Source organism: Streptosporangium sp. NPDC002607, from assembly GCF_053592655.1.
On record NZ_JBSFWD010000001.1, the window covers coordinates 318,370 to 339,792 of the forward strand.

General features: G+C 71.4%; 16 protein-coding genes. 2 read left to right on the top strand and 14 right to left on the bottom strand.

Going from position 1 to position 21,423, the window contains the following annotated elements:
- Positions 1-14 precede the first annotated feature (14 nt).
- The 3 genes from ACWD3H_RS01440 to ACWD3H_RS01450 form a co-directional block, all read right to left on the bottom strand.
- Entirely contained in the window at positions 15-2,288 is a 2,274-nt protein-coding gene (locus ACWD3H_RS01440) for a CoA transferase (protein WP_451953646.1), read from the bottom strand.
- Between the two features lie 416 nt (positions 2,289-2,704).
- Positions 2,705-2,965 (bottom strand): hypothetical protein, encoded by a 261-nt coding sequence (locus tag ACWD3H_RS01445; RefSeq protein ID WP_451953647.1) that lies wholly within the window; start codon positions 2,963-2,965, stop codon positions 2,705-2,707.
- A 229-nt stretch (positions 2,966-3,194) separates the two neighbouring features.
- Positions 3,195-3,638, bottom strand: coding sequence for a hypothetical protein (locus ACWD3H_RS01450; RefSeq protein ID WP_451953648.1), 444 nt, complete (start codon positions 3,636-3,638; stop codon positions 3,195-3,197).
- Between the two features lie 476 nt (positions 3,639-4,114).
- On the opposite strand from ACWD3H_RS01450, the gene ACWD3H_RS01455 reads away from it, so the two are divergent.
- Entirely contained in the window at positions 4,115-6,196 is a 2,082-nt protein-coding gene (locus tag ACWD3H_RS01455; RefSeq protein ID WP_451953649.1) for a cellulase family glycosylhydrolase, read from the top strand.
- Positions 6,197-6,572: 376 nt separating this feature from the next.
- On the top strand, positions 6,573-7,244 hold the full coding sequence (locus ACWD3H_RS01460; RefSeq protein WP_451953650.1) for a hypothetical protein: 672 nt from the start codon (positions 6,573-6,575) through the stop codon (positions 7,242-7,244).
- A gap of 211 nt (positions 7,245-7,455) precedes the next feature.
- On the opposite strand, the gene ACWD3H_RS01465 is transcribed toward ACWD3H_RS01460, so the two are convergent.
- From ACWD3H_RS01465 to ACWD3H_RS01515, 11 genes are all read right to left on the bottom strand, one after another.
- Complete coding sequence (locus ACWD3H_RS01465) at positions 7,456-9,438, bottom strand: FtsX-like permease family protein (protein ID WP_451953651.1); 1,983 nt, start codon at positions 9,436-9,438, stop codon at positions 7,456-7,458.
- Complete coding sequence (locus tag ACWD3H_RS01470) at positions 9,435-10,148, bottom strand: ABC transporter ATP-binding protein (protein ID WP_451953652.1); 714 nt, start codon at positions 10,146-10,148, stop codon at positions 9,435-9,437. The genes ACWD3H_RS01465 and ACWD3H_RS01470 overlap by 4 nt, the downstream gene beginning before the upstream one ends.
- A gap of 165 nt (positions 10,149-10,313) precedes the next feature.
- Positions 10,314-10,757, bottom strand: coding sequence for a carboxymuconolactone decarboxylase family protein (locus ACWD3H_RS01475; protein WP_451953653.1), 444 nt, complete (start codon positions 10,755-10,757; stop codon positions 10,314-10,316).
- Positions 10,754-11,578: a class I SAM-dependent methyltransferase gene (locus ACWD3H_RS01480; RefSeq protein WP_451953654.1), complete on the bottom strand. Its 825-nt coding sequence runs from the start codon at positions 11,576-11,578 to the stop codon at positions 10,754-10,756. Before ACWD3H_RS01480 ends, ACWD3H_RS01475 begins: the two co-directional genes overlap by 4 nt.
- Before the next feature lie 3 nt (positions 11,579-11,581).
- Positions 11,582-13,255, bottom strand: coding sequence for a class I adenylate-forming enzyme family protein (locus tag ACWD3H_RS01485; protein ID WP_451953655.1), 1,674 nt, complete (start codon positions 13,253-13,255; stop codon positions 11,582-11,584).
- 14 nt (positions 13,256-13,269) lie between these two features.
- Positions 13,270-15,033 carry a CoA transferase gene (locus tag ACWD3H_RS01490; RefSeq protein ID WP_451953656.1) on the bottom strand — a complete coding sequence of 588 codons (1,764 nt, stop codon included), beginning with the start codon at positions 15,031-15,033 and terminating at the stop codon, positions 13,270-13,272.
- Entirely contained in the window at positions 15,024-16,631 is a 1,608-nt protein-coding gene (locus tag ACWD3H_RS01495; RefSeq protein WP_451953657.1) for a class I adenylate-forming enzyme family protein, read from the bottom strand. The genes ACWD3H_RS01490 and ACWD3H_RS01495 overlap by 10 nt, the downstream gene beginning before the upstream one ends.
- Positions 16,632-16,697: 66 nt before the next feature.
- Positions 16,698-18,032 (bottom strand): protoporphyrinogen/coproporphyrinogen oxidase, encoded by a 1,335-nt coding sequence (locus ACWD3H_RS01500; protein WP_451953658.1) that lies wholly within the window; start codon positions 18,030-18,032, stop codon positions 16,698-16,700.
- Positions 18,029-19,012, bottom strand: a complete 984-nt coding sequence (locus tag ACWD3H_RS01505; RefSeq protein WP_355547455.1) for a UbiA family prenyltransferase — start codon at positions 19,010-19,012, stop codon at positions 18,029-18,031. Before ACWD3H_RS01505 ends, ACWD3H_RS01500 begins: the two co-directional genes overlap by 4 nt.
- On the bottom strand, positions 19,009-20,160 hold the full coding sequence (locus tag ACWD3H_RS01510) for a DegT/DnrJ/EryC1/StrS family aminotransferase (RefSeq protein ID WP_451953659.1): 1,152 nt from the start codon (positions 20,158-20,160) through the stop codon (positions 19,009-19,011). The genes ACWD3H_RS01505 and ACWD3H_RS01510 overlap by 4 nt, the downstream gene beginning before the upstream one ends.
- Positions 20,157-21,362, bottom strand: coding sequence for a DegT/DnrJ/EryC1/StrS family aminotransferase (locus tag ACWD3H_RS01515; protein ID WP_355547461.1), 1,206 nt, complete (start codon positions 21,360-21,362; stop codon positions 20,157-20,159). The genes ACWD3H_RS01510 and ACWD3H_RS01515 overlap by 4 nt, the downstream gene beginning before the upstream one ends.
- Positions 21,363-21,423: the final 61 nt, after the last annotated feature.

Consider the following 21,423-nt stretch of genomic DNA (forward strand, 5'->3'; position numbering starts at 1 on the left):
GCTGCAGATGCCGTTCAGGTGGTGGGTATCTGGTCTGTGAGCATCCGGCCGCCGGGGGCGGCCCGGACGATGCCGTCGCGCTCCAGGCGGGCGCGCTCGTCGGCGGAGTAGCCGGCCTCGGCCAGCAGGGCGGCGGTGTGCTCGCCGGAAAGCGGCGCCGAGCGGAAGCCATCCGGGTCCGGGGTCCAGCCGGAGAAGCCGATCAGCGGACCGAAGCAGCCGGTGACCCGGCCATATCGGGGGTCCGGCGCGCTGATCACCAGACCGGACCGGTGCGCCGCGTCGTCGGCGAGCATCGCCGCGAAGGCGTCGCCGGTGCACCGCGTCGCCCACACTCCCGCGGCGCCGAGCAAACTCAGAGCGTCGTCGCAGGTCAGGCGGCCTATAGCGGTGCCGATGGCACGGGCGGCCTCCTCGTTCCATTTCGATGGCGGGCCGAGCCCGGTCAGCTCCAGCGCGTCCGAGAGCGCGGCGGCCATCGACTCGCCGTACGCGGCGACGGCAAGCCAGCCGTCCGCAGCCCGGTACAGCGCCTCAGTCGGATGGAAACCGGTACGATCCGCGGACAGCACCGCGGCGCCCGCGATCGAACCGTCCGGTTCCCGCACCAGTTCCCCCCGCAAGAACATCGCCGCGCCGAGCAGGCTGGTGTGCGCGTCCACCGGGGCACCGGTCGCGTCCCGCTCGTACAGGGCCGAGAGCAGGGCGATCGCGCCGAGCGCGCCGGCGCAGTAGTCCACGAAGGGGGCGCGGTACCACAGCGGCTCGTTCCCCTCTCCGCCCGCACGCACCTCGTGCCCGCACAGCGCCTGCATCACCATGTCGAACCCACCGCGCAGCGCACGCGGTCCGGTTCGCCCGTAGGCGGTGGTGTGCAGATACACCAGGCCGGGCCGGCACTCCCGTAGTGAGGCGGCGTCCACGCCAAGGCGCTCGGCGACACCGGGCCGGAAGTTGTGGTGCACCGCGTCGGCCGTGGCGGCCAGCCGCCGCACGATCTCGTGCCCCTCGGGGGTCTTCATGTCGACGACGATGCTGCGCTTGCCGCGGTTGGAGGTCAGAGTATTGCGGATGCCGGTCAGGTTGGACAGCCCGGTCGGCGGCTCGACCTTGATCACGTCGGCGCCGAGGTCGGCGAGCAGCTTGGAGGCGAACGGCCCGGCCACCCAGTTACCCAGGTCGATGATCCTCAGACCGGCCAGGGGTGCGCTCTCGCCGCACCGCACCCGCCGCGGGACCGGCTGCACCGCCGGCGGGTCCCCCGCCACCGAAAGGTCCACCGGCCCAGCCGGATACTCACGCCCGTCCGGAGCGGTGGCGACCAGCCCTGCCGCGCGTACCTGCGGGTCGTCGAAGAACTCCCCCGGTGCCAGCACCGGCTCCACCGGGACTCCGGCCACGGCGAAGGCCTCGACCAGTTCGTCGCGCGGGAAGCGTGCCGCGTACCGGCTGAACAGGTCACGGTCGGCGAAGTAGTTCTCCGCGCCGCGGGCCAGGCTGGGAACACCCCGGTCGGCGGGATCGACGGGGCCGGGGATGCCCAGCACCCGATGCACCCGGGCCACCGCCCCGGGCACGCCGAGCACGATCTGCAGGTACCCGCCGTCCGCGCAGCGCAGCACGAGGTGCTTCACATCCCGCGGCGGCACCGTGTCGAACGCCTGGTCGGGGTGTTCGGCGGAGAGCCACAGGTGCGGCCAGAACAGTGCCAGCCCCTGCTGCATGGAAACCCGCACCCGGCCACCGCGCCCGGTGCGCCGACGTGCGTGCAGCGCCGCCCACACGCCTATCGTGCCGAGCAGGGCGGCACCGTACAACGACGGGGCGAATGCGAGCTGCGTCGGCCGGTCGCTGAACTGCTCGAACACGAATCCCGTCCGGGCCTGCACCAGCAGGTCGACGGCGGGCGTGGGGTCGTTCGTGCCCCGGACGTAACCGCCGATCTCCAGCACGACGAGCCGAGGGTGCCGACAGGCCAGCTCAGCGAGTTCAAGACGCGCCGGCGGCCCCGCATCCGGGTGGTCCTCAGCACCGACGAGGAGGACATCGACCGAGGCCAGGGCATCGTCCATGCCGTTTCCGGCATCGACCTCCGTCCAGTCACGGGACCATGACCGCAGCGCGGGATATCTCTCGCTGAACGGGTCGGGTCCCGTCCGCGCGGCCCGCAGGACGGTCGCTCCGGAGTCGTGCAGCAATCGCGCCACGATGGCCGTCGGGAGTCCACTCCCGGCTTCCAGCACACGTAGTCGTGTGATCGAACCGGGGCGTTGTACGACTCGGCTCACGCCGGACTCCCCCACTCGTTCACTGGGCGACCGTCTTCCCGCCGACGCACCGGCAGCCGGACACCGCGCGTCGACTCACGCATCGACGGCTCTCACAAGAGCCTCGGAACGGCTTCTCTGCCCCAGGGAGTCCACGGCGGCCTTCCAGACATACCAGTAACTTCGATATTTCGTCATACATTACGACACCTCGCATACACGAGCAAGGGTGCCCACAAAACCGCCCAATGGACATAAAACCTGACATCACCCCATGTCACGAGCCCCTCTCACCACGGAGCCGACCGGACGTCCTGCCGCAGCCCGGCAGACCAGGGCCGCTGATGCCGGCGGTCCAGGGGCGGCTCGGCGTGGACCCGGCAGCCACCGTGGACGCCGCGAGAGGCACTGTGGACCTGGCGGATCATGCCGGTCAGTCAGACATGCCGGACGGCCCGGACCGGCGGCGGCCGGTTGCGCCAGGCGTGGAAGCCCGATTCGGAGACGTCCATGACCAGGCAGGCGGTCTGGACCGGCAGGCCTTCGCCGGTCATCACGGCGATGGCCACGAACCGTCTTTTGGGGACAACCGCCTGCTTGAGCAGCTCGCCGACACGTCGGGTGACGGCCGGTTCGGTCTCCGGCTCGGCGATCCGGCGCCGCGCCGCGACCAGCTCCGCGTTGTCAGAAGAGGTCACGCCGGGCTTCCGGCCGGAATCGATCAGGTCCTGCTCACGCCGGTTGCAGATCGTCTGGCCGGCTGATCTGTGGATCGAATGCGACCCCTCGCACGGTACGACCGGCCTTCAACAGGTCCAGGACCTTCCGGCGGAACTCAGCGGGATATCTCCTTGACATGCCGACCTCCGCTGAAAGGGGCAGAGGCGCGGCAGTCAACCAGAGCGACTCCACGGAACCGGGGGCACATCAGTTCTCCGCCAGGACGATCACGCTGTCGTCCTGGGCGAGCGTCAGAGGGTCGGATTTGGGCGGGTTAAGAAGCACCCCGCAGGAAGGCGCCTCCTCACCATGACGCTTGAGACGGTAGCCGATTGCGGTTTCGCCGCGACGCCGTGCGGCCTCGACAACCGTAGCGAAATTCGCTTCTTTCCCCGGAATGAGATAATCAGAGGATGGCTTGAGATAAATCTCAGATCCGTCCGGCTCGAAAAGATGGGTGAACACCGCATTAAGGTGCTTATTCTCCGCCATCTGGGTGAGCAGTAGACTGATGAGCTTCGGAATCTCGCCCGCCCCCTGCCCCCTCCAGTGTTGACTTAAGAACGGAAAGGACCGTATCAGCGGCCGTCCCGGCCGGTGAATCTTCACTACAGAAACCCCCTTATGTGAGGGTTTGTCCTCTTTTGCCATCAGCTATTCACTTGCCTCAGGCGGGGTATCTCCGCAGGCAAGGCGCCCTGTTCCCAACCTGAAATGCACCCTTTGGCAGCGATAAAGCCTCCTCACCTCACCTGCCACTTCACCCCATTTCACGACGAGCGACTACACCGGCTTCGCACCCGACTGCGGGGCGTCCGTCCCCGCCACCCGGACAACATGCCAGGGCCGTGCTCGACGAGTACACGGCGCTTCAGCCGGTTGGGTGGTTAACAACCACAGCTTCCACCATCCGGAATGACCTCAGCCCCTCAATGCGGCGTTCCTGCGCATGAGGGCGGCCTGCCCGCCCCACCTGCATCGCTGAAATTTTCATACCTCCGCTGAATTCTTCATGCCAAGGAGCAGGTCAGCGGTACGGCCTGGGGAAACGTCCTGTACACGCGCGCGAAACAGGCCAAACATGGGAGCGCTCCCATATGAGTGTTTCCTCCATGGAAGGCTTGAAGATGAAGACACTGCGTTTGTGGGCTCTGTCCACAGCGGTCGCGCTCCTGGCGGCGATCGGGGCGGCCGTCACCTCACCCGCGGCCCAGGCGGCGGTCGCCTGTTCCGTGACCTACACCAAGGCCTGGGACAACGGCAGCGGGTTCGGCGCCAACATCACGATCAACAATCTCGGCGACCCGGTCAGCCCGTGGACGCTGCGCTACACCTGGCCCGGCAACCAGCAGGTCACCCAGGGCTGGGGCGGAACCTGGACTCAGTCGGGCCAGAGCGTGACCGTGACCGCCCCGTCGTACGCCCAGGGCCTGGGCACGGGAGCCGGCGTCACCGTCGGCTTCAACGGCAGCTACAGCGGCACCAACACCAATCCCACCGCTTTCGCCGTCAACGGCGTGGCCTGCGGCGGTACCCCGACGCCGACGCCCACCCCCACCCCGACCCCCACACCCACCCCCACACCGACGCCGACGCCGACGCCGACGCCGACGCCCGGCAACGCACAGGCTGTCGTGGCCGCGATGCAGCCCGGCTGGAACCTGGGCAACTCCCTCGATGCCACCGGCGCGGACGAGACCTCATGGGGCAACCCGCGGATCACGGCGGCGCTGCTCGACAACATCAGGGCACAGGGCTTCAACAGCATCCGGATCCCGGTGACCTGGGGTCAGTACCAGGGTGGGGCGCCCAACTACACCATCAACGCGACGCACATGAACCGGGTGAAAGAGGTCGTCGACTGGGCCCTCGCCGACGGTTTCTACGTGATGATCAATATCCATCACGATTCGTGGCAGTGGATCCAGAACATGCCGGGCGACCGCACGAACGTACTCGCTCGGTACAACGCGATCTGGACCCAGATCTCCAGCACGTTCCGGAACTCCTCCGCCAAGCTGGTGTTCGAGAGCGTCAATGAGCCGACCTTCACCGGCAGTTCCGGAGACGCCCAGAACGCGACGCTGCTGAACGAGCTCAACACGTCCTTCCGAAACATCGTGCGCCAGTCGGGCGGCAACAACGCGACTCGGCTGCTCGTCCTGCCGACCCTGCACACCTCGGCCGACCAGGCCAGAGTCGACGAGCTGGTCAGCACGTTCAACGCGATGAACGACCCCAACCTCATCGCGACGGTCCACTTCTACGGATACTGGCCGTTCAGCGTCAACGTCGCCGGCGGCACGCGCTTCGACGCCACCGTTCAGCAGGACCTGACCGGCGCCTTCGACCGGGTGTACAGCGCCTTCGTGACCCGCGGCATCCCCGTGATCATCGGTGAGTACGGCCTGCTGGGCTTCGACCGGCACACCGGCACGATCCAACAGGGCGAGAAACTGAAGTTCTTCGAGTTCCTCGGCCACTACGCGCGTACCAGGCAGATCACCACCATGCTGTGGGACAACGGCCAGCACTTCAACCGGACCTCGTTCCAGTGGGCCGACCCCGAGCTGTTCGCGCAGATCAAGTCCAGTTGGACGACGCGCTCGGGGACAGCCTCGTCGGATCAGGTGTTCAACGCCAAGGCGTCCGCCATCACGAGCAAGACGCTCACGCTGAACCTGAACGGCACCTCGTTCGTGGGGATCCGCCAGGGCAGCACGGATCTGGTACGCGGCACCGACTACACCGTCTCGGGCGACCAGCTCACGTTCACCGCATCCGCGCTCACCCGGCTGACGGGCTCCCGGGCCTACGGCGTCAACGCGACGCTGTCGGCTCGGTTCTCCCAGGGCGTCCCGTGGCGGATCAACATAGTCACCTACGACACGCCGACCGTGCAGAACGCGAGCGGAACGACGAGCTCCTTCGCCATCCCCACCACGTTCAAGGGTGACCAGCTCGCCACCATGGAGGCCAAGTACGCCAACGGCACCAACGCCGGCCCCCACAACTGGACGTCGTTCAAGGAGTTCGACGTCGCCTTCGCGCCCAACTACAGCACCAACACGATCACGCTGAAGCCGGAATTCTTCGCCGAGGTCAACGACGCCTCAAAGGTCACGCTCACCCTCCACTTCTGGAGCGGCACGACCGTGACCTACTTCGTCACCAGGTCGGGAAGCACGGTCACCGGCACCACGACCTGATCGAGCGGGCTCCCCGCCCAGCAGTGTCCCGGCGGGCCACGGTTCAGGAGAACGGATCGTGGTCCGCCGGCATCCCAGGCCATACCGGAACGTACGCCTGCGACCTCATCCGGCCGATGTTCGGCCTGACGTACAGCCGAATGATCATTTGAGGGGCCGTGACCTGACCTGCACGGCGTGCGCCTCGATCCAGTCATCCAGGTACTCCACCACCGTGATCGCGTTCCGATCGACGCGGGCGCCTTCTCAGACCGGGGCCGGCGATGCGAAGACCGCTCCACACGGAGGGTGATCATCGGAGCACGAACGGCGTTTACGGCAGTTTTAGGCGGCCTGATGCATTGTTCTCCTACTACAGCTAGTGGGAGGAAGAAAGATGACCTCTGGGTCGGACGAATTCAGCACCGCGGAAATGCTGGCGAACGAGCCACCCAGGCGCCGCATCCCCCGCTCCGCACTGCTCATCGCCACCACCGCACTCGTCGTGGTCACGGGTGCCGGCGTCGCCACCGCGGCCGCGTTCTCGCCCTCGCCCTCGCCGTCCTCGACACCCACGGCCGGCGACACCGCGACACCGTCGGCGGCCCCGTCCGAGACATCTTCCGACAAGGCGCCGGGACAGGACCGGGGCCGGGGCCACAGGATGGGCTTCGGCGGACCTTCCATCCACGGCGAGTTCGTCGTGCCCGACGGCGAGGGCAGGTACGTGACCGTCGCCACCCAGTACGGCGACGTCACGGCCGTCGACCAGGACTCGATCACGGTCAAGAGCGAGGACGGCTACACCAAGGAGTACGCGATCAACGGCGACACCCGGATCAACCGCCGCGGTGAGGACGGCGACGCGGTGAAGACCGGGCAGAAGGTCATGGTCATGGCGAAGGTGGACGGCAGCACGGCCACCGCCGTCGCGATCCACGACGCGACCATGCGCGACGGGCAGGGCCGACACGGCAAGGGAGGCCAGTGGCACGGCAGGGGAGACCGCTCGCACCACGACCACCAGCCCGGCCAGTCACCGACCTCCTCACCCACGCCGACCTCCTGAGCGCTGGGAATCACCCCCGTCCCATGCCCCCCCCGACGCGGCATGGGACGGGTTACCGCCCCCTGAAGAGAACCGGCGTTGGCCCTGCGCCGACGCCTCGGCCGCCCACCGACGACAGCCCTCGTCGGGGGTGTGATCCGTGGAGACGCCATCGACGGAGGAGAGGGCGGTCCGAACACGCGGTGATCTCGACGCTACGGTTTCGGCGATGTCAGTCCGGTCGTGGGGCCGGGTTGGCGGTGACCGAGCGGAGCAGGGGCCGTGACAACGCGCCCGCCCCCAGCACCCCGGCGAACCCCACGGCGACAGAGGTCAGCAGCGTGACCGCCCCGCTCACGCTCATCGCCGCGTACACGAACGGCAACGCGCAGAACATGCCGATCAGGATGGAACCGCCGCCCATCACCGCGAGGGGAACGAGAGTCTCGGTACGCCGCGCCCGATCCAGCACTTCGAGCGGGGTCCCGGCCAGGCGGAGCAGGGCGTACGCCTGCCGCCGGTCGAGCACCGACGAGGCAGCCGTGATCCCCGCGCTCGCGATCGCCACCAGGAAGGAGACCCCGAGCACGACCAACGTCCCGGTGCGGACATCGTCGAGCAGACGGATGCCCTGCCACTGGTCGTCCACCGGCGAGGTGGCGATGCGCCCCGGCACCAGGCCGGCGAGTGCCGTACGGGCGGTGTCGACCCGCACGGTGTATCCGTCACCCGAGGGCAGGCTGATCGTGAGCGTCCTCTCCTTCGCCCGGCCGGACCCCGACCCGCCGGAGGTCGTGACGTGAGCGTCGACCCCGGCTCCGGAGAGCCGTTCCCTCGCCTGCTCCGCGAGGGCGGCCGCCTGGGCGTCGGGGACCACAAGGCGCAGGCCGGCCGTGGAGGGGGGAGCGCCCAGCAGGTCGGACGACGGGCTCAGCAGCCCGACGAACCCGGCGATGAAGCCGGTCAGTGCCACTCCGCTGACGGTCCGCCAGGCCGACTTCGGGTCGTCGACCAGGCGGCGGCCGGCCAGCAGCCTGGCGGGCCGCCGCGCCGTACGGGTGGTGATTCGGCCGATGACGCCCACCACCCAGGGCCCGACGAGGTTGACGCCGAGGAAGGCCAGCCCGAGCACGCCCGCGACGACCGTTACCGACGTGTTCCGGAACGACAGCGGGACGGCGATCAGGATCACGAACAGCGCGACCACCCGGACGAACCGCATCGCGGGCGGCGTCTCCCGTTTCGCCACCCCGAGCGGGCTGACCACCACCCGCCGCAGCCCGACCACCGCCGACAGGCCGACCAGCAGGGGTACGGCCAGCAGTACGCCGAGCGCGGGGAGGATTCCGGGCCACAGGTCGGCGGCGAACCACGACCCGCCGGCCATCTCGATCCGGCTCAGCAGCGGAATGGCCGCGCCGTACAGCACCAGGCCGAGCACGGCCCCGCCGAACGCCGTGATCACCGCCTCGGCGACCGTCATCATGACGACCTGCCACGGCGTCGCCCCCACCAGCCGCAGCGCGGCCAGCCGCTGGTCCCGCCGCGCCACGGTCAGCCGGGCCGCCGCGCCCCCGAACACGAGCAGCGGCACGACCATCAGCACGCTCGCGATGAGCGCCATGATCTGGTAGACGACGGTCTCGTCACCGGCCCTCCCCGCGAAATCACTGATCTTCGTCGGCGGCGTGGACGTCAGCGGGTGGTCCGTCCGGGAGACCGCCATCGCGGGGTCGGCGGCCGTGCGTCCCACAACGGCGACGAGCTCGTCCGGGTACAGCAGCCCGTCGTCCCCGATCGTGCCCGCCACCTTGCCGGGGAGGCGCGCGGCGAGCTGCCCGGCCGGCAGTTCCCTCATCAGCTCCGCGAGCCCCGGCGACACCCACACCTCACCCGGCCTGGGCATCCGGCTCATCCCCGGCGGCCTCACCCCGGGAGCGTCCCGCAGCGGCGCGACGTCCACGACCGTGATGCTCAGGTCCCGGACGTAGTCCTTGGCCGTGGCCTCGATCGCGACGGGCGTCCCCGTGGCCTCCACCGGGTTGCGCCACGCCTCCCGGTCGGCGCGCGCCGCGAAGGCGACGTTGGCGGCCAGCGCGAACATCAGCAGCGCCGACGAGATCGCCACGGCCGCGGCCGTCAGCCCCGTCCCCAGCATCGACTGGCGTCCGCCGCCGCGGAGCAGCCGCCAGCTCAGCTCCAGCAGGTTCCTCACGCGTTCCCCCCGGACAGCGCCTGGGGGTGGTCCTGCCTCTGGCCAGGGGCGAGGATCATGCCGTCGCGGACCTCGACGACCCGGTCGCACCACCGGGCCACCTCCGGGTCGTGGGTGACGACGACCAGGGACGCGCCGTTGTGCTTGGTGGCCTCGACCAGGATGCGCATGATCTCATGGCCGGTGGCCTGGTCGAGGGCGCCGGTGGGCTCGTCCGCGAAGATCACGGCGGGGCGGGTGACGAGCGCGCGGGCGATCGCGACCCGCTGCGCCTGCCCTCCGGACAGCTCGCCCGGCCGCCGCCCCTCCATCCCGCCCAGTCCAAGCGGCCCGAACCACGCCCGCGCCTCCGGTACGGCCCGCCCTCGCGCCGTCCCGCCGAGCATCAGCGGCAGCGCGACGTTCTCGTCCGCCGGCAGTTCGGGCAGGAGCTGCCCGAACTGGAACACGAATCCGAACCGGGTACGGCGCAGCGTGCTGCGAGCCCGCTCCCCCATCGTGTCGATCCGTTCTCCCAGCAGACGCACCTCTCCGGAATCCGGCTTCATGATGCCCGCGAGACAGTGGAGCAGAGTGGACTTCCCCGACCCGCTCGGCCCCATGATCGCCAAAGCCTCCGCGCGGCCGATCCCGACATCCACCCCCGCCAGGGCGACGGCCGGTCCGAACCGTTTGACCAGGCGGTGGCCGGAAAGCACGAATTCACTCATGCCTCCGACCCTGGCCTGCCCGCCCTCTCTCCCGGATCGGCCGACCGGCTGATCGTCCATGTCCCGCATCGGCCGAAAGTCCACCCTGGTAAAGACGCCGCCCAGGTGCGGTGGCGGCCGGAAACATCACCGGCTGAAAGGCCACGCCGCCGGTTGGGACCGGGATCAGCGGAACGTCACTTCGCCCGCGGCGGTGGCGACGCCTATCCGGTTCCAGGCGTTGATCGCGGCGATCGTCCACAGCAGATGGACCAGTTCGGTGTCGTCGAAGTGCTCGGCGGCCGCGTCGAGGACCTCGTCGGGAACGCCCTTCTCCGCGATCAGGGTCACGGACTCGGTCAGTGCCAGGGCCGCGCTTTCGGCTTCGGTGAACAGTGGGCTCTCACGCCAGGCCGACAGGGCGTCCAGACGGCGCGGGTCCTCTCCCGCGTCCAGGGCGGCCCGGGTGTGCAGGCCACGGCAGAACGCGCAGCCGTTGAGCTGTGATGCGCGCACCCGCACGAGCTCGACGAGGGCCGGCTCCAGTCCCTCGCACGCGGCCGCGTCGAAGACCGTCATGACGGAGTGGACATACGGTGCCGTGGCGTGCACGTTGACGCGCGGCTTCATCGGGCCTCCATCGGGCGGCGGCCCTGCACCGAGTAGATCACGCACGAGCCGGCCCGGAAGCCGGGGTCGGCCAGCAGGACGCGCACGTCGGCGAGTTGCCGGTCGGTCATCCCCTCCTGGACGAACTGATCACGCAGGTGCCGGGTGTGGTGGGCGACAAGGTGCACCCCCGGGGAATCCGAATGCCACAGCTCCAGCCTGGGCAGCGGATCGATGTCGACCAGGCCGGCACGGCACATCGCGGCGGCTGCGTGGCGCCCCCACGCCACATCGGCGCCCGCGCGGGTCATCAGGCGGATCTTGGCCTCCATGAACGTCTCGTAGAGCCGCCGCGCGGCGGGGTCGGGCATCAGCAGCGCGGGACCGTAGGTGATGTCGAACTCGTCGAGTTGGAGCACGCCGCCGGGTTTGAGCGCGCGTACCAGGCGGTCCAGCACGGCGAGACGTTCGGGCAGGTGCAGCAGGACCAGCCTGGCGTGTACGAGGTCGAACTCGGCTTCGGGCAGCGGGTCGCGCACGATGTCGTGGCGCAGGATCTCAAGGCCGGGGACGGCGGGAATGCGCTCGGGCTTGATGTCGGTGGCCACCACGCTCCCGGTGGGACTCACCCGCCGAGCCAGCCACACCGCCACACTGCCGCCGCCCGCCCCCACCTCCAGACACCGCCACCCCGGAGCGACCCCGGCCTGGGTGAGGCGGTCCGTGGTCATCGGGTCGTAGGCGCGGGCCAGGCAGCGGTGCTGGTCGAGGGCGTGCTCACCGTGATTGTCGAAGACGTAGCGCGACGCGCTCGTCCCGGCGGCGGTGACGGTTGGGTGCATGGGTCACTCCTCGGTCGGTATGAGAGAGCCGGGGACGGCGGACTCGGCCGCGATGCGGGCGAGGGTGGCGGCGCAGACCTTGCCGGTCGGGCCGAGCGGCAGTTCGGGCAGCACCACGAACCGTTCAGGCAGTTTGCGCGGCTCCAGGCCACGCTCGTCGCGCAGGTAGGCGGTCAGTACGGCCGGGGACGGCGACGGGACGCCGTTCTTCGGGGCCACACACGCGCACAGGCGCTCACCCAGGTCCGGGTCGGGGACCGGCACACAGCACACGTCCGCGACATCGGGGTGGGTGCCGAGCTCGCGCTCCACTTCGAGCGGAGAGATGTTGAGCCCGCCCCTGACCACCACACGCCGGATCCGGCCGACGACCCACAGCGTGCCGTCGGCTTCCAACCGGCCCAGGTCGCCGGTGCGTACCCACCCGCCCGCGGCCCGGTAGCGGTCGTCCAGCTCGGGTGCCGCCACGTGGCACAGCGGGCTCATCGGTCCCAGCGCCCAGATCTCCCCGATCTCCCCGGCGGGCACCGGTCGCCCTTCGCGGTCCCGGACGGTCACCTCGGTCACGTCGGGGTCGGGGCGACCGGCCAGCCCGGGACGCCACCGGCCGGGGTCGTCTCCGGTATGGCAGTTGACACCGTCGGTGGACCCGTAGACGTTGACGACGGGCCGGTCGAACCGCCGTACGCAGGCGTCCCACGCCTCCTGATGCAGCGGCGCCCCGCTGGCGATCACGGCCCGCAGGGACGACAGGTCCGCGTCGGCGTGACCGTCGAGATCGGCCATGCGGCGCAGCATCGTGGGTACGCCGAGCAGGTGGCTGGGGCGGTGCCGCTCGATCGCGCGCAGCGCGGCGGCGGGGTCGTAGCGGGACAGCAGCACGAGGGTGCCGCCGTGCCTGGCCAGGGTCACCGAGGTCCCGCAGGACCCGAACGAGGACGCCAGGGAGACCAGCAGCAGATTGCGCATCGGCTCCGGGCCGAACCGCAGCGCCGCCAGGTAGTTGCCCCGCCCGCCCGCCATCGCGTTGTGCGAGTAGGCGACCATCTTGGGCTCGGCCTCCGAGCCCGAGGAGACCAGGATGCGTGCGGGCGCCTCCGGGTCGGGGCGGGTGGGACGCCAGCGCCGGACCTCGTTCGCTGCGGGACGGTCCAGGCCGCGCGCCCCTGTCACGGGCCGGCCGAACGTCCACAGTTCGCGAAGGTGCGGCATCTCGCACCGCCGGTCGCGGGTCGCCTCGACCGTGGCCGGGACGGTGATGAGGGCTCCGGCCCGGGACCTGGCGAGCAGGGCGACGACGTCGCGAAGCCCCCGGGCGTCGGGAATGGGCAATGCCACGGCGCCGATCGCCGCGATCGCGAGCTCGGCCACCACCGCGTCGCGTCCGTTGGGCAGCAGGACGCCGATGATGTCAGCCGAGCCCCAGCCCGCCCCGGACAGGGCGGCGGCGGCGCGGCGGACCCGGATATCCAGCGCGGCGTAATCGAGGGTGCCCGCCTCGTCGATGACCGCGGGGCGGCCGGGCGCCGTCCGGACATGCTCACCGAACAGGGTGTACAGATCCCGGCCGGGGCACAGTCCACGCGCGGTCCACTCCACGCGCAGCCGTCCGGGAACACGATCGGTCAGGACGATGCCGTTGGCGGAGGTCCAGGGCGGCACATTGACGGGTCTCATCGGGCGTTCTCCAACTAAAGGGGCGCGGTTGCCGGGACGAACGTCCACGGCGCGCGGCTGTAGACGGCCTCGCCGCCGATGTCGAGCGCGGCCGAGAACGCGGGGTCGGCGGCCATCTCGGCCAGCTCGGTCACCACGGTGACGGCGCCGGTCCTGCCCGGCCACCGGGCGGGTGAGCAGGCGGGCGCGGCGCCGATCTCGGTGCCGGTGCGCGTGGCATCCCCCCTACCGTGCGGGACGGTGGTGTCGCGGATGAGGCGGGCCGCGTCGACCAGGGCCGTCTCGGCGCGCACCCCCGCGCCGGTGCGGGCGCGGGCCAGCAGCGCGGCGACGATCCCCTCCGCGCTGATGAGCCCGCCCAGCACATCGGTGAGGGTCAGCAGGGACGGCGCGGGCGGCTCGCCGGGGCCACCGACCAGGGCCGCCACTCCGCAGTACGCCTGCACCAGGTAGTCGGTGCCCAACGGCTGGGGGTCGGGCAGGAGGTCCGCCCACCCCCCCGCGTGCGCGTGAACCAGGCAGGGCCGCACGACGGCGAGGGCCTCATGGTCCAGGCCGAGCCGGGCCGCACGGCCCGGCGGCCAGTTGTGCAGGAACACGTCCGCGGTGGCGACGAGCCGCAGGGCGGCACGACGGCCAGGCGCGGACTTCAGATCGGCCTCGACCACCCGCTTTCCCCGGTTCAGCGCCTGGAACCTGGCCGAGCACTCTCCCGCCATGGGCGGAACTCCCCGCATGGGGTCACCTCCTGGCGGTTCGAGCCGGACGACCTCGGCGCCGAGCAGGCCGAGCAGGTGTCCCGCGAGCGGGCCCTGCACCCTGCTGGTGGCCTCCACGACCCGCAGCCCGGCCAGCGGGGCGTGGTCATGTGGACCGAGTGGCGGAAGGGCGGACGCCGGGGGGGTGACGGCCCGCCCGCGCAGCCGCCACGGCGACGCCGGGGCGGGGGGAAGAAGACCGGGGGCGTCGGCGGCCCGCACCGGCAGCACGCTGACGCCGCTGCGCTCGGCCACGGCTCGCACGGCCCGGTAGTCCAACGCGGCCGCCGCCGTCCCGAGCGCGGCGGGCAGTGGGCACGTCGCGGTGGCGAAGCGCTGCTGGAACGGTGGCCAGCCCGCCGCGACCGCGGCGGGGCCGGCACCCAGTTCCGTCCAGAAGCGCCTCCAGTCCTCGGCGTCGAGCGTCTCGATCTCGAAACGCACGCCGTCCGCCGAGCGGAAGGGCGGGGCACCGTACCCCGCCGGCCCGGCCGGGCCGGGTGAGCCGAGACCGGGCTCGGCGGTGGCCGCCGCGACGTACTGGGTGAGGGCCAGCAGCGCCGCCTGGGCGGCCGAGGTGGCCGCCGCCAGGGCCGGCCCACCGCGCAGCAGGGCCAGCACACCCGCGCTGACCGCCTGGACCGCGAGCACCCCGGCGCACACGGAGACGTAGTCCACGCGCAGCGGTCGTGGCCCGCCGGCGGCCCGCCCGTGGACCTGCATGATCCCGCAGGCGGCCTGCACGTCGCGTTCGCCGGCCATGGGCACGGCCACGGGCCCTGACCAGCCGATCCGGCACTCGGGCAGCGCACCGCCCATCGCCGCGAACGGAAGGCGGGTGACGCCCAGCCACCCCGCGGGTGCCCCGTCCGGCGGCGACTCGTTCCCCGTCTCGACGGCGCAGCCCAGCGCGCGCAGCCGCCGTACGGCGACCCGCAGCGCGGGTGAGTCGCCGAGCGCGCGCACGGCCGTCCCCGCCAGCGGCCGGCCCGCCGCCACCCCGGACCGGATTACGTCCACCGGCCCGTCCCGTGGGTCTCCCGCATCTCGCCGAGCCGGTCGCGCAGAGCCATCCGGCGGACCTTGCCGGTGCCGGTGCGCGGTATCTCATCCCAGGTCAGCACCACGGGGTCGGCCAGCCGCGGCAGATCGGCGGTGGCGCGCCGCCACGATCCGAGATCGAGTGCGCCGTTCTCGGTGACCACGACGGGCAGGGAGGGGCGCTCGGGAACGCTCAGGATGACGCACTCCAGCACCTCGGGGATACGGTCGTCGATGACGTCCTCCAACTCGACGCAGCTTCCCTCGGGGATGGCGTCCACCTCCCGATCCACGAAACGCATGCCGCCGCTGCGGGTGAGGGCGCCGACGTCGCCGGTGTTCCACCACTCGCCCGCCCGCTTGTCCTGCCAGCGGCTCTGCTCGCCGACGTATCCGAGGCACAGTGCCTTGGTCCGGCAGTACACCAGGCCGGTGGTGCCTCGCGGCACCGGTCGCAGTGTCTCGGGATCCACGACGCGCAGCCGGGTGCGGGTGGGGATCGGATGACCGAGGTCACGGGTGGTGGGGTGCCGGTCGTGCGCGGTGGCCATGGCGCGCCGGGTGAGGAAACGGAAGGTCAGCGGACCGGTCTCGCTCTGCCCCCAGCCCTGCAACCACACCGGGCGACGGTGCCGCGTGGTGTGCAGGAAGGCGCGCACGGTGGGCGGGTGCATGGCGTCGAAGGTGCTGATGTAGAGGCGGACGCGCTCGAACGGACCGCCCTGCTCCTCGGCGTGGCGCTGCCAGCGCACATAGGTCGCGGGCAGTGCTTCGAGGGTGGTGGGCCGATGCCGGTGCAGGAACGGGCCGGCCTCGGCCCAGTCGGGGGCGCAGACCGCCAGGAGTTTGGCGGGGGCCAGCCACAGCACGCTCGCGGCCTGGGCCAACGCGCGGCCGTGCGCGAAGGAGATCGCACTGGCCACGGTGTCGCCGGGACGGCTGCCGAGCACCGGCCAGCGGTGCGCCTCGAACCCGGCCAGGCGACGCATGATCGTACGGGTGGAGTGGACGACGAGTTTGGGCACGCCGGTGGTGCCGGAGGTGTGCATGATGGCCAGCGGGTCGTCGGCGGGCGGGCGGTACGCGGGCGGTGCGGCATGGCCGCGTACATCGTCGATGGACAGGGTGCCCTCGGCCGCGCCGTCGACGAGCAGGGTCCTGGTGGCGAAACAGGTCAGGTCGGTGCCGGCCTCGCGGCTCGACGCCAGCAGCGCGGAATCGGTGACCAGGAGGGCCGGCTCCAGTCGCTTCAGCAGCGTCTCCAGCACGTCGGGGGCCAGGTTCGCGGAGAGCGACGCGGGCACCGCGCCGATGCGCGCCGCCGCGCAGTTCAGCAGCACATAGTCCCAGTGGTTGCGCTTGGCGATGGCGACCCGGTCTCCGCGCCGCACCCCGGCGGCTGCGAGCCACCCGGCGACATCGCGGACGAGCCCGGCCAGGCCGGGAATGTTCAGCGCGGAACCCAGCGCGGGCGCGATGTCCAGCGGCCGGCTCAGGTGCACGGCCGTGGCGTGGCCTCGGTCGGCCAGATCGTCGAACAGGGTGCCCAACTCGATGGGCTTGGTGAGGAGTGCCATCTGCTCGCCTTCCGGTTCGGGGATGGGGGCGGGAAGCCGCGGCGCGGCCACGGCGGACGACCCCGGTCAGCCGGCGGGCGACAGGTGGGCGAGCACCCGCGCGGCGGCCCGCGCGGCGGAGGCGACCGCACCCTCGCTGCACGGGCGCAGCGCCGTCCAGTCGCCCGCGTACTCCACCGCCGAGGCCGGACGGGCCTCGAACGCGGCGCGCAGTTCGAGGGCACGCGGTGTCGCCTCGGGCAGGCCGTACCGGAACCGGTGCACGTGGGCGGAGGTGACGCACGCGGCCATCCCGGGCACGAAGTGTTCGGCACGGGCGGTGAGGCGGTCCTTCACCTCCTCGTCGGGGGCGTCGATCAGTTCGGCGGTACCCCGGGGTGAGGCGACGAGCGACACCAGGCCACGCCCCGCGGGCACCCGCCCGGGATGCTTGTGATGATCCACGGTGATCACGTTGACCAGGGGGTCCTCGGCGGCGGGGACGAGGGTGGCGAAGCCGCGCCGTACGCCCGTGGGGGCCATCGGCCGGTCCAGGACCAGGGTGAGACGGAGCATGGGCGCGTAGCCGCACGCATCCCGGTAGGCGCGTTCGACCGGCGGGGCGTCCGTGTGCAGGCGTGCCGCGACGGGGGCGGGCACGGCCAGTACCGCCGAGCGCGCGGTGACGGTACCGCCGGGCGACTCCAGCCGGACCTCGCCGGAGTCCGCGACCACCCGGGTCACGGTGTGCCCGGTGACCACGTCGAGCCGCGCGGCCAGCGCGCGAGCGAGGGTGTCCATGCCGTCGCGGTAGGTGTGCCAGCCGTTCGTGCTGCCCGAAGCCACCAGATGCGCGGCGAACGGGGCCGCCGCGGCGCGCTCGGGATCCCACCCGAAGAATCCGGCGACCAGCGGTTGGATGAGGTAGTCGCGAAGGTCGGGGTGATAGCGCCTGACGAGGTCGGCGACGGTGGCGGAGCCCAGTGGGCCGCGCTCCGGGCGGTCAGGGTCGAGGTCGCCGAGCCGGGCCAGGCGCGTCTGGAAGCGGAGCAGGTCCACCCGCGCGCGTGGCGGCAGCCCCGCCCCGGTGAGCAGTCCCAGCGGGCGACCGGCGTGTGGCCTGGATCGGCCGCCACGCCACACGGCGAGCGCGTCGCGCACCCGGGGCACGGCCTCGGGGTCGGCGTCGAGACCGAGGGCGGCGATGAGCCTCCAGGTGGCCGGGTAGCCCGCGGCTGAGGGGAGCATCTCGGCCCCGGTGTCGATCAGACAACCGTGGGCGCGCAGGGTGCGCATCCGCCCGCCGACCGCGTCGGCGGCCTCGAAGACTCTTACCGAGCACCCCGCCTCGGCGAGCGCGTAGGCGGCGGCCAGCCCGGCGGGACCCGCGCCGACCACCGCGACGTCCAGTGCGGAGGTCATGTGGCGGTGCCGGCGAGCAGGGGGGCGGCCAGGTTCGCGATGACCAGCAGGATCACCGTGACCCGGTGGGCGCGAATGGCGATCCGCCGGGCGCGCAGGATGTCACCTCGCACGGAGCCGATTACCAGGTGGGTCGCGCGCATGGCGAGAACCGGCACCAAGACGATCGGTAACCACCAGGGTGCGGCGCCGAGGAGGGGTCCGACGACGATGAGCAGGCCCGCGGCGGCGGTCATCACGGTGATGAACGCCGTGTTGACCCCGGCGGGCACCAGGGCCGCGACGGTGACGCGCCCGGCGCGACGGTCGCCGTCGATGTCGTGGGTGTTGGAGTAGAGCCCGAACAGCATCGGCCCGAATCCGAACAGCAGGGCCTGCACCAGAACCAGTTCGGTCACCTCGCCGGTGAGCAGGCCGTACGGCACCAGCACCCAGCCGACGCCCAGACCGATCAGGAAGATCTCTTGAAATCCTCGGTAGCTGATCTTCAGTCCCCAGGAGTACTGCACCGACGCCACGACGCACACCGCCGCCAGCACGACCGCCCACGGCGGGCGGTGTGGCGCGGCGGCCACCGCCAGCGCCCACAGCAGCACGCCGAGCGCGGTCGCCGCCCAGGCGAAACGGAGCGCCTGCGCCTCGGTGAGGGTGCCGGCGACCAGCGGTTTCCTGGCCAGGCGTCGCTTGGCGGCATCGGCGCCGTAGTTGGCCGCGTCGCTGCCGTCGCGGTAGCCGGTGATGTCGTCGAAGCCGACCATGGCGGCCACCACGGTGACCTCGGCGAGGCAGATCAGCACCAGTAGGCCGATGACGCCCGGCTCCCACCGGCCGGCGGGGGCGAGCAGCGTCCACACCAGTGGCAGGCCGATGTAGTAGTCGTAGACGTCGAGCTTGGCCAGGCGCGCGTAGGCCCCGAGGGTGCCGCGTGCGGTCGCGGCCGGAGCGGACTCCGCTTCCCTGCCGGTGAACTGATCGGTCATCGTGCTCCCCGGGTTTCGTGGGCGAAGGCGCAGACGGTGTCGGCGATGTGTTCCAGCTGGATGTCACTGAGGTGCGGATACAACGGCAGGGCGAGGTTGCGCCGGGCGGCCGAGGCCGCGTTGGGCCAATGTGTGTCGCGGGGCGCGTGCGGCGCGAACGCGGGCTGGGCGGGAAGGGTCCGCGGGTAGTAGACGTGCGAGTCGACGCCATGTGCGGCCAGGTGGGTTCTGAGCGCTTCGCGGTGGGTGGCCAGCACCGCGTAGACGTAGTGGCAGCGGCCGTCACCGCCGACGGGAGGTGCCGACACCCCGAGGGCGGCCAGGGAGGCGAACCGGGTGGAGTAGTAGTCGGCGATATCCGCCCGGCGCGCCAGCCGTCGGCCCAGACCGGCCAGCCGATGCGTCTGGAAGGCGGCCATCACCTCGTCGAAACGGCTGTTGTGCCCGATGCGGTGGTGGACGAATCGGCGCGTGCCGTCCTGGCCGTGATTGCGCAGCATCCGCACGCGCGTGGCCAGGTCGGCGTCGTCGGTGACCACCACACCGCCCTCACCCGGCATCCCGAACGTCTTGACCTGTACGAACGAGTAAACGCCCGCGTCACCCCAGCGACCCGCGGGACGTCCCAGCAGCGTGCCGCCCTGCGCGACCGCCGAGTCCTCCAGCAGGCGTAGGCCGTACCGGTCGGCCAGCTCACGGAAGCGGGGCATGTCCGCCATCGTCGAGAACATGTGCGCCGGCATCAGCGCCTTGGTACGCGGGGTGATGAGCGCCTCGGCGGCGGCGGGGTCCATGGTCAGCCGCACCGGGTCGACGTCGGCGAAGACCGGCCGGGCACCGATGTTGACGACGGTCGCGGCCAGTGGCGCGCAGCCGAAGGCGGGCACCACCACCTCGTCGCCGGGGCCGACCCCCATGGCGTTCAGCACCAGGGTGAGGGCGGCCGTGCCGCTGGAGCAGGCGACGACGTCGCCGGCACCCAGCCGGTCGCGCAGTTCCCGCTCGAACCGGGCCGTGTGCTCGCCCAGGATGAATCTTTGGGGGGCGGCGGTGCCGATGGTGCGCACCGTCTCCAGCAGTGCGTCGCGGTCCTCCTCGAACAGGTCGGGTGGGAAGAAGGGGATGGCCGTGGTGGTCGGGGCGGTCACCGTCGTCCTCCCGCGTAGAAGTTCTCGATCTCGTCGCACACCCGGTCCACCTGCCACTCGGCCAGGTCGGGATAGAGCGGTAGCGCGAGGGCTCTCGCGCAGGCCGCCTCGGCGCGTGGGAAGTCGCCGGGGGCGTGTCCCAGATGCGCGAAGCACGGCTGGAGATGCATCGGAACCGGGTAGTAGGTTTCGGACTCGATCCCCTTGGCGGCCAGATGCGCGACGAGGGCGTCGCGATCCCCGGCCTCGATGAGATGGACGTAACAGACCCGGTTGCCGCCGGGGTGCGGCGGGACGGCGCCGGGAACCGCGTACACCCCCGGGACACCGCGCAGCCGGTCGTCGTAGCGCGCCGAGAGCTCGTCTCGGCGGACGATGTCGGCGTCGAGGCGAGCGAGTTTGGCGAGCAGGACGGCGGCCTGGATATCGTCCATCTTGCTGTTGAGGCCGGAGAGCACCGTGGGGTTGGCGATACCGGGAAAGTGGTCCAGGGTGTGTCCGCCGCGACCGTGGTGGCGTAGCGCCCGCGCGGTCTCGGCGACGGCGTCGTCGTCGGTGAGCAGCGCCCCGGCGTCGCCGATGGCGCCGAGGGTCTTGGTCGGGAAGAACGACAGCACCCCGCCGACGCCGAGCAGCCCGGCGTGCGTGCCGTCCAGGCGCATGCCGATGGCTTCGGCGCTGTCCTCCAGGACGGTCAGCCCGTGTCTTCGCGCCACCTCGTGCACGCCCCGCATGTCCGCGAGGCGGTCGAACAGGTGTACCGGCATCACCATCCGGCTGCGGGGGGTCACCACGGCGTCCACGGACCGCGGATCGATCCCGTACCCGTGCTCCTCGATGTCCGCGAAGACGGGCACGCCTCCGGCGAGCACCACCGAGCCGGCCGTGGCGATGAAGGTGTAGGCGGGGACGATGACCTCGTCTCCGGGGCGCAGCCCGGCCGCGCGCAGCAGCAACACCAGTGCGTCGGTGCCGGAGTTGACACCGACGACGTGTCTCGCGCCGGTCCACCGGGCGAGCGCCCCCTCGAACTCCGCGACCTTGGCGCCGTGCGAGAACTTGCCCCGGTCCAGGATGTCGACGCAGTGAGCGCGGATCTCGGGCCACAGCTCATCGAACGATGCGGCCTGGGTGAAGAAGGGGATGGGCGCGGACTCGGTTCGCGCCGGGGATGTCGCGGGAGGAGGGAGGGGTCTCTCCATGGCTCTCTTCCTGTGCGGCATGGTCGGGGAGATCAGGTCCAGAGAGCACGGCGGCATGGCT

Excerpts from the sequence above, each read along its gene's own strand:
- ACWD3H_RS01450 (WP_451953648.1), bottom strand. The coding sequence starts at position 3,638 with ATGGCAAAAGAGGACAAACCCTCACATAAGGGGGTTTCTGTAGTGAAG.
- ACWD3H_RS01455 (WP_451953649.1), top strand. The coding sequence starts at position 4,115 with ATGAAGACACTGCGTTTGTGGGCTCTGTCCACAGCGGTCGCGCTCCTG.
- ACWD3H_RS01460 (WP_451953650.1), top strand. The coding sequence starts at position 6,573 with ATGACCTCTGGGTCGGACGAATTCAGCACCGCGGAAATGCTGGCGAAC.
- ACWD3H_RS01470 (WP_451953652.1), bottom strand. The coding sequence starts at position 10,148 with ATGAGTGAATTCGTGCTTTCCGGCCACCGCCTGGTCAAACGGTTCGGA.
- ACWD3H_RS01475 (WP_451953653.1), bottom strand. The coding sequence starts at position 10,757 with ATGAAGCCGCGCGTCAACGTGCACGCCACGGCACCGTATGTCCACTCC.
- ACWD3H_RS01480 (WP_451953654.1), bottom strand. The coding sequence starts at position 11,578 with ATGCACCCAACCGTCACCGCCGCCGGGACGAGCGCGTCGCGCTACGTC.
- ACWD3H_RS01485 (WP_451953655.1), bottom strand. The coding sequence starts at position 13,255 with ATGAGACCCGTCAATGTGCCGCCCTGGACCTCCGCCAACGGCATCGTC.
- ACWD3H_RS01495 (WP_451953657.1), bottom strand. The coding sequence starts at position 16,631 with ATGGCACTCCTCACCAAGCCCATCGAGTTGGGCACCCTGTTCGACGAT.
- ACWD3H_RS01500 (WP_451953658.1), bottom strand. The coding sequence starts at position 18,032 with ATGACCTCCGCACTGGACGTCGCGGTGGTCGGCGCGGGTCCCGCCGGG.
- ACWD3H_RS01505 (WP_355547455.1), bottom strand. The coding sequence starts at position 19,012 with ATGACCGATCAGTTCACCGGCAGGGAAGCGGAGTCCGCTCCGGCCGCG.
- ACWD3H_RS01515 (WP_355547461.1), bottom strand. The coding sequence starts at position 21,362 with ATGGAGAGACCCCTCCCTCCTCCCGCGACATCCCCGGCGCGAACCGAG.